The 9,297-nt window shown below is 37.1% G+C and carries 4 protein-coding genes; 2 read left to right on the forward strand and 2 right to left on the reverse strand.

What is annotated here, in order from left to right:
* Window positions 1-18: 18 nt before the first annotated feature.
* Entirely contained in the window at window positions 19-2,571 is a 2,553-nt protein-coding gene (gene gyrA / locus AB9K26_RS10930) for a DNA gyrase subunit A (protein WP_369972588.1), read from the reverse strand.
* A 256-nt stretch (window positions 2,572-2,827) separates the two neighbouring features.
* Between gyrA and AB9K26_RS10935 the strand changes: the two genes are divergently transcribed.
* Together AB9K26_RS10935 and AB9K26_RS10940 are read left to right on the forward strand one after the other, a co-directional pair.
* Window positions 2,828-5,377, forward strand: coding sequence for an ATP-dependent Clp protease ATP-binding subunit (locus AB9K26_RS10935; protein ID WP_369972589.1), 2,550 nt, complete (start codon window positions 2,828-2,830; stop codon window positions 5,375-5,377).
* An 84-nt stretch (window positions 5,378-5,461) separates the two neighbouring features.
* Entirely contained in the window at window positions 5,462-5,830 is a 369-nt protein-coding gene (locus AB9K26_RS10940) for a hypothetical protein (protein WP_369972590.1), read from the forward strand.
* 193 nt (window positions 5,831-6,023) lie between these two features.
* On the opposite strand, the gene AB9K26_RS10945 is transcribed toward AB9K26_RS10940, so the two are convergent.
* The coding region (locus AB9K26_RS10945) for a T9SS type A sorting domain-containing protein (protein ID WP_369972591.1) at window positions 6,024-9,297 on the reverse strand (3,274 nt) is incomplete at its 5' end.

Below are 9,297 nucleotides of genomic sequence, written 5' to 3' on the forward strand. Positions count from 1 at the left end.
TTTTAGTGTTAAATTGTTTTATTCGTTGTTATTGTTATCAATAGTTGTGCCATCCTCATTTTCATTTTGAATCTCAGTTGATTCACCCATTGTATCCTCATCGTCTTCTTCTCCCTTAGTTACTTTAGCAACCGCAGCGATAGAATCATTCCCTTTGAGGTTAATCAGTTTGACACCTTGGGTCGCACGTCCCATAACTCTTAAGCTATTGACAGCCATTCTAATCGCAATACCAGATTTATTGATAATCATCAAATCATCTTCATCTGTAACCGATTTTATGGCAACTAAATGTCCTGTTTTGTCTGTAATGGAAATTGTTTTTACTCCTTTACCACCTCGATTGGTAATTCTATAAACAGCTTCTCCATCTTCAGGATCATCTATATAGGTACGTTTACCATAGCCCTTTTCAGAAACAACCAATACTGATTCTTCTTGTGGATTCTCAATGGCAATCATACCAACGACCTCATCCTTATCATCAGCTAATGTGATACCTCTAACACCTGAAGCATTTCGTCCCATTGGGCGCGTTTTGGCTTCTTCGAATCTAATGGCCTTTCCTGATTTTAGAGCCAACATTACCTGGCTGTCTCCAGTTGTAAGCTTTGCTTCCAACAACTCATCATTTTCTTTAATGGTAATCGCATTGATTCCATTGGTTCTCGGACGTGAATACTGTTCTAAAGATGTTTTCTTAACCTGTCCATTCTTAGTAGCCATTATGACAAAATGACTGTTGATGTAGTCCTCATCTTTTAAGTCTTGGGTACAGATAAAAGCCATCACCTTATCATCTTGTTCAATATTGATCAAATTCTGTATGGCTCTACCTTTAGACGTCTTACTGCCTTCTGGAATTTCATAAACACGCATCCAGAAACATTTTCCTTTTTGAGTAAAGAATAGCATGTATTGGTGGTTTGTTCCTACAAACAGATCTTCTAAGAAATCCTCATTTCTTGTAGTAGAAGCTTTTTGTCCAACACCTCCTCTATTTTGGGTTTTGTATTCGGTAAGAGACGTACGCTTGATATAACCAGCATGAGAAATAGTAATAACTACCTTTTCATCTGGAATCATATCTTCTATACTTAAGTCACCACCTGCATATTCTATAACCGATCGTCTTTCATCACCGTATTTTTCCTTAACAACCTCAAGCTCCTCTTTAATAATATCCATTCGACGTTCTTTTTTATCGAGAATGTCTTTAAGGTCTTCAATGGTCTTCATCAAATCGTCATATTCAGAACGCAATTTATCTTGCTCCAGTCCTGTTAATTGACGTAGACGCATTTCTACAATAGCTTTCGCTTGAATCTCTGAAAGCTCAAAACGTTCAATTAACTTTTCCCTAGCTTCTTCAGCATTTGAAGACGCTCTGATCAAAGCAATCACTTCATCAATATTATCTGAAGCAATAATAAGACCTTCTAAAATATGTGCGCGTTCTTCAGCTTTACGCAATTCGTATGTTGTACGTCTCACAACCACCTCATGTCTGTGATCAACAAAGTGAAGTATCAAATCTTTAAGATTCAATAACTGAGGTCTTCCGTTGACTAAAGCAATATTATTAACACTGAAAGACGATTGTAGCGCAGTGTATTTATAAAGCTTATTTAATACTATGTTTGGGATGGCATCACGTTTCAGAACGTATACTATTCGCATTCCATTTCTATCGGATTCATCACGTATAGAAGCAATACCATCCAATTTTTTGTCATTAATCAAGTCTGCAGTCTTTTTAATCATATCTGCTTTATTGACTTGATATGGAATCTCGTTCACGATAATACACTCCCTTCCGTCTACTTCCTCGACATTGGCCTTACCTCGCATCACTATACGTCCACGCCCTGTATGAAAAGCCTCTTTCACGCCATCATAACCATAGATTGTTCCACCTGTTGGGAAATCTGGCGCTTTGACATGTTGCATTAACTCATCAATCTCAATATCGTTGTTATCAATGTAAGCAATGGTTCCATTAACAACTTCAGTAAGATTATGAGGAGGCATATTGGTTGCCATACCAACAGCAATACCTGAAGCACCATTAACCAATAAACCTGGAATTCTAGTAGGTAAAACCGTAGGCTCCTGTAAAGTATCGTCAAAATTTAATTTATGGTCAACTGTTTCCTTGTCAATATCGGCAAGCATTTCCTCAGAAATCTTTTGCATTCTCGCTTCTGTATAACGCATTGCTGCAGGACTATCACCATCAACTGAACCAAAGTTTCCTTGACCGTCAACCAACATGTATCGCAAACTCCATTCTTGAGCCATACGAACCATTGTATCGTATACTGAAGTATCACCATGTGGATGATATTTTCCAAGTACCTCACCAACAATTCTAGCTGATTTCTTATATGCTGTATTAGACCTTACTCCAAGTTCATGCATTCCAAACAATACACGTCTATGAACCGGTTTTAATCCATCTCGTACATCTGGAAGTGCTCGTGACACAATGACCGACATTGAATAATCAATGTAAGCCGATTTCATTTCATCTTCAATGTTAATTGGAATCAGTTTTTCTCCTTCTGCCATAAAATAAATAATTTGATTTTTTGTAGGTTTTCAAAACATGCTAAGATAACCAATTCCTTAGTGTTTATAATGAGTTTAAATCGTTTTTTAGTTTTTTTTATTAACAAGATTTAACCGTTTTTTTTAATAAGTTCATTGCAAAACATTTTGATTTTGTAAAGTTTTTTTTGTCTATTGTCGTAATTATATATTTAAGGTATAGTTTTTGTCGTTGTATAGTAGTTTTTATTATTTTTAATGCAGAAAGAGTTTATTTATGGATGATAATTTTTCCCCTAGAGTAAAAGATGTAATTGCTTTTAGCAAAGAAGAAGCCTTGCGTTTAGGTCATGATTTTATTGGCACTGAACATTTGATGCTGGGTTTACTTCGTGATGGTAGCGGAAAAGCCATTGATATTCTTAGTGCTCTGGAAATCGACTTGAACCATTTGAGACGAAAGGTAGAAATTCTGAGCCCAGCTAATCCAAACATTACCGTCTCATCCAACGAAAAGAAAAACCTACATTTAACAAGACAGGCTGAGCGTGCTTTGAAGACTACTTTCTTAGAAGCTAAATTGTTTCAAAGCTCTTCAATTAACACTGCGCATTTGTTGTTGTGCATATTAAGAAATGAAAATGACCCAACAACTAAGCTTTTAAATAAGCTAAAGGTAGATTATGATAATGTTAAAGAACAATTCAAATTTATGATAACAAACGAAGATGATTTTCTAGATACACCGAAAGCTGAATCTTTTTCAGATGATGAAACTACCGATGAAGGTGATGCAAAACAAAATCCTTTCGGACAATCAGGCTCTAAACCTACAAAAAAGTCCAAAACACCTGTTTTAGATAATTTTGGAAGGGATTTAACGGTTTTAGCCGAAGAAGGGAAGCTTGACCCTGTTGTTGGACGAGAAAAGGAAATACAACGTGTATCTCAAATTTTAAGTCGACGAAAAAAGAACAACCCTCTACTAATTGGTGAACCAGGTGTTGGTAAATCTGCCATTGCTGAAGGTTTAGCACTTAGGATTGTAAAGCGAAAAGTGTCCCGTATTCTTTTCAACAAACGTGTTGTGACTCTTGATTTGGCTAGTTTGGTGGCTGGCACAAAATATAGAGGTCAATTTGAAGAGCGTATGAAAGCGGTCATGAACGAACTTGAAAAGAATGATGACATTATTTTGTTCATAGATGAAATCCACACCATTGTTGGTGCTGGTGGTGCTACAGGTAGTTTAGATGCTTCCAATATGTTCAAACCAGCGTTGGCGAGAGGTGAAATTCAATGTATTGGTGCCACCACTCTTGACGAGTACAGACAACATATTGAAAAGGATGGTGCCTTAGAGCGTCGATTCCAAAAAGTCATTATAGAACCTACTTCTATTGAGGAAACCATAGAAATCCTTAATAATATTAAAGGAAAATACGAAGAACATCACAACGTTGATTACACTCCAGAAGCTATTGAGGCTTGTGTGAAATTAACCAGTAGGTATATGACGGAACGCTTTTTACCAGACAAGGCTATCGATGCTTTAGATGAAGCTGGATCAAGGGTTCACATTACCAATATAGATGTCCCAAAACAGATTTTAGAACTAGAAAATAAGCTTGAGAAGGTTAAGGAAACTAAAAATACTGTTGTTAAAAAGCAAAAGTACGAAGAGGCAGCCAAGTTAAGAGATGATGAAAAACGTTTGGAAAAAGAACTTGCTGTAGCTCAAGAAAAATGGGAAGAAGAAACCAAACAACACCGTGAAGTTGTTACTGAAGATAATGTTGCCGATGTGGTTTCTATGATGACAGGAATTCCTGTGAATAAAATTGCACAGACTGAAAGTAATAAATTGGCTCAATTACCTGAACTTATTAAAGGTAAGGTTATTGGTCAAGATGAAGCAGTAGCAAAAGTCGTTAAGGCAATCCAACGTAATCGTGCCGGACTTAAAGATCCGAACAAACCTATTGGTTCATTTATATTTTTGGGTCAAACAGGTGTTGGTAAAACACAGTTAGCCAAAGTGTTGGCTCGTGAATTATTTGACAGTGAAGATGCCTTGGTAAGAATAGACATGAGTGAATACATGGAAAAATTCGCTATCTCTAGACTTATTGGTGCACCTCCAGGATATGTTGGTTATGAGGAAGGTGGTCAACTTACAGAAAAAGTGAGACGCAAGCCTTATGCAGTTGTATTGCTTGATGAAATTGAGAAAGCGCATCCAGATGTTTTCAATATGTTGCTTCAGGTTTTAGACGATGGTTATCTTACTGATAGCTTAGGACGAAAGATCGATTTCAGAAATACGATCATAATCATGACCTCTAATATTGGAGCCAGAAAATTGAAGGACTTCGGACAAGGTGTTGGATTCGGAACGGCAGCCAAAACAGCTCAAGCTAACGACAATTCAAGAAGTATTATTGAGAATGCTCTTAAAAAAGCATTTGCTCCAGAATTCTTAAATAGAATTGATGATGTAATGGTATTCAATGTTTTAGAGAAAGAGGATATCAACAAAATTATTGATATTGAATTGAAGCAACTTATCCTCCGCATCAAGGATCTTGGCTATGAGCTCAAATTAACATCGAAGGCGAAAGATTATATTGCTGACAAAGGTTTTGATCAACAGTATGGCGCTAGACCTTTAAAACGGGCTATACAGAAATACATTGAAGATGCTTTAGCTGAAGAAATCATTAACTCGAAATTGCACGAAGGTGACACTATTATTATGGATTTAGATTCTAAAAACAATGAGTTATCCATAAAGATTGAAAAGCCTAAAAAGCACTCAGAATCATAATCATTTTTGAGAATTAAAAAAGAGCCTTGAAAAGTTTCAAGGCTCTTTTTTTTGATTTCATTGCACTATTGATTAACTTTAGATATGACTGATGTGTTAAAATATGATTTTTGCACTATGCATATTTATGACAACTATATGATAGTTGTTATTAACGAAGGTGTCACTGTTACTCCAAAACACAACGATGTTTTATTGAATGTTGCTGATACTTATTACAAGAACAAGGACTTTGTATACATTACACACCGCATTAATTCCTATGCCGTAGATCCTGCGGTTTACAGAGAAACTTCTAAAATTAATAATCTAGCAGGCTTTTGTGTAGTCTCTTCAGATTACAAAGCTAAGCGCAATGCTGAGATTGAAAAACTCTTTCTAAACAAACCTTTTGAGATTTTCAATACTATTGAGGATGCTACAGCTTGGGCTCAACAAATTTCCTCATTTTAGTTTAGATTTATTATTGGATAAACCTAATTAGACTATTCACATCCCAACAATTTTTATTCGAGTAAAAGTTTTAGACATTCAATCCTTTTATAACTGGTGGCCATAAACAAGTTTTATTACATATAAAAAAGGCAGCTATTTCTAGCTGCCTTTTGTTTATTACCCTTAGGGAAAACCCTAATTATTTATCAGTCTATCTACCAGAAGACACAATCTTCTTAGTAACCGTACCTCTACTAGTAGTTAACTTCACATACAATACTTGACTAGGTGTTTTAGAAAGATCTATTTTAGTTCTTCCTGTTGAACCTGCAACATATCTATCGTTAGTTACACTAGAAACCATTAGGCCTTTAGTATCGAACAATTCGATTGTTACATCTGTTCTGTAGTCAAACTCGTAAGAGATTGTTACTTCAGTATCAAATGGTACTGGATACGCTTTGAAGTCGATTTTCTCTTCAGCGTTGCTTACACTTGGAGTTGATTCAGATATAGATGAACCTTGGTTTCTATATAGAATTGGTAAATGCCAAGTATAAGTTACTGAACAGCTTCCTACGTTACCACAGCTATCTTCTGCAGTAAAGGTTCTAGTGAAACTTCTAGTAACGGCATCAATACCACCACAGTAAGTGCTGATTGAATCACAAGTTGTTTCTTCAACCCATCCATCACATGGAGCATCCAACTCTGTTGTTTCAACATAGAAGTACTCTCCTGAACTAAGATTAGCAACACCCCAGAATCTACCTAAATTACTATCGTAAGATATCGTATAAAGAGTTGATCCTGTATTACTATTGGTACCTTCGTAAATAGCATATCCATCATTGTCTACTCCAACTTTAGAATATGTCCAAGTACTGAAAACAGAACCAGCATACCAGCATTCGATAGTCAATGTTCCATCATAGTATGTAGTATATGTTTCAGTGATTGCACTATCTGTGTAATCTCCTGTCACACCACTACCTTCATTATCTGTATATGATACAGAAGTTGCAAATGATGTTGGATCATAGTAAACCATTCCAAAGTCTTCATCAGCAGGACAATCTAATACTGGAGCATCATCATCACATCCTTCTTCAATAGTCCAAGTATAAGTAACATCACACTTACTTGAGTTTCCACAAGCATCTGTAGCAGTGAACTCACGTATAAATGTATACGTTGTAGTTGTAGAAGTTACAGGACACTGTAAAGTAAACGCTTTGTTATGACCATCAGTTGAATAGAATTCAAATCCTTGAGCATCACAATTTTCAAATGCATCAGCACTTGCAATACCAGCTACAAATGGTCCGTCTCCAAAGTCTTGAAGTACTTCATAGTGACCTTCACCTGGGTTATAAACCACTTGGAATGTACCATACTGTGGTAATAAATCACCACCTAAGCTAGTAATCACACCTTCGTATACTGGATAATCATTCATCATTCCAGTAGGTCCATTTCCTAAGTTAAGGATGTAACCTTCTTCAAAAGTAAACAAGTACTCACCTGATGTAGAAGACGCTACAGTTTCAGTAATTTCACTGTCTGAGTAATCAGCAGTTTCTCCTGAACCTTGGCAATCTACCCAAGTTGCTTTGTCAGCAAATTCAGTTGGAGCTTCATCAACAATACCAAAGTCAATATCTTCTGGACATTCAATGATTGGTCCTTCAGTATCAATAATAGTAACTGTTAATGTTCTCTCAGTAGAGTTTCCACATCCATCAGTAGCAATGAACTTCTTAGTACATACAGCTACAGTAGGACATTCTTGTGGACCTTCAACTACGTCTGGCATGTATTCTAACGTAACAGAACAGTTATCTACAGCCACAGGGAATGGTACTTCATTTGCATCTAAATACTGAAGGATTGTGAACAATTCTAAGTTTTCAACTTCAGAACACTCAATAGTGATATCCTCTGGGAATACTTCAAACGTAGGCGCTTCAGTATCTCCACCTTGATAGTTCACTTTGAATACTGGGTATTCATTACCACAGTCATCAGCAACAGTATATTCAAATACTCTAATCCACTCACAATCTGATCCAATAGCAAGTTTTTCAACTTTGGTTACATTATCAGCTGTGATTTCAGTACAGTTATCAGAGAACAACTCAGCGATTTCTTCTTCAGTAGGCTCTCCTAAATCAGAATCAATACAAGCATTAACACTATTTTGTCCCATTGGGATTTCTCCATCTAATGTTGGAGGCATAGTATCTGCACCACTGTTCTCGATTACTAGGTTAGGCAATTTATTACCACAAGAGTCTTTAATTTCATACTCATAAGTAGCAGTCCAACCACAATCGTCACCTTCAATAACTGGTTCGTATGGCGTAATAATCACATCACCACAGTTATCAGTGTAAGCCGCTTGGATAGCATCTAATGATGGTGCTCCTGGGTTTTCACTTAAACATTGTAATCCACTAACACCTTCTGGTAATTCACCAACTAATTCAGGTGCAGATTGGTCTCCACCATTATGGTAAATCTTAACAGGTGCTGCAAAATTACCGCAGTCATCTTGAATTGTAAATCTGTATAATACTGCCCATAGACAATCTGTATTCTCTTGAGGAGAAACGATTTCTAAAGTTGCATTTACGTTTCCACAGTTATCAGAATACAATGCTTCTATTTCCTCTTCTGTTGGAGGAGCTGGTGCATCTGCTAAACATGCATTAACATCAGATAATCCTTGAGGTAATGAACCTGGCTCTAATAACATTGGAGCAGTTTCATCAATTACAGTAATAATTTGCTTAGCTGTAATTTCAACACCACAAGATACATATGAGAAGTTCACTTCAAAAGTACCACAGCTTCCATCAAATGGTTCTGCCACACCTTGAACTTCACCGTTAATACCACATGGTCCTTCAATTCCGTTAGAATATCCTAAGAATTCTGGTACGTAAGACGCTAGGTCCTCACATGCAATACTATCATCATCGATTTCATCGAATACTGGAGCTGGTGCTGGCTTCACCTCAATAGTATAAGGTCCTGCCTCCAAGTCTCTCTCACATTCGTCCTTACCGTTGTAAGTGATCGTGATCGTTCCGCCACAAGCATCGTAGTCCTTAACAACTACCGCTTCAATCTCTCCTGAGATCTCACATGCAGTTTCCTCTAGACCGTTGCTATAGGTTGCATTTGCAGCCTCGAATCCTTCGGCATCAACACACTCAATATCCAATGGGAATTGAGGAGCCGTTACCTCAGCCTCTGGTGCTGGGTCCACAGTAATCACAAATGGTCCTGCCTCTAGGTCTCTATCACACTCGTCCTTACCGTTGTAAGTGATCGTGATTGTTCCGCCACAAGCATCGTAGTCCTTAACAACTACCGCTTCGATCTCTCCTGAGATCTCACATGCAGTACCCTCTAGTCCGTTGCTGTAGGTTGCGTTTGCAGCCTCAAAATCAGCAGCCATTGAACACATGATGTTCGCT

Source organism: Psychroserpens sp. XS_ASV72, assembly GCF_041224425.1.
In the GTDB taxonomy this organism is placed as follows: Bacteria; Bacteroidota; Bacteroidia; order Flavobacteriales; family Flavobacteriaceae; genus Psychroserpens.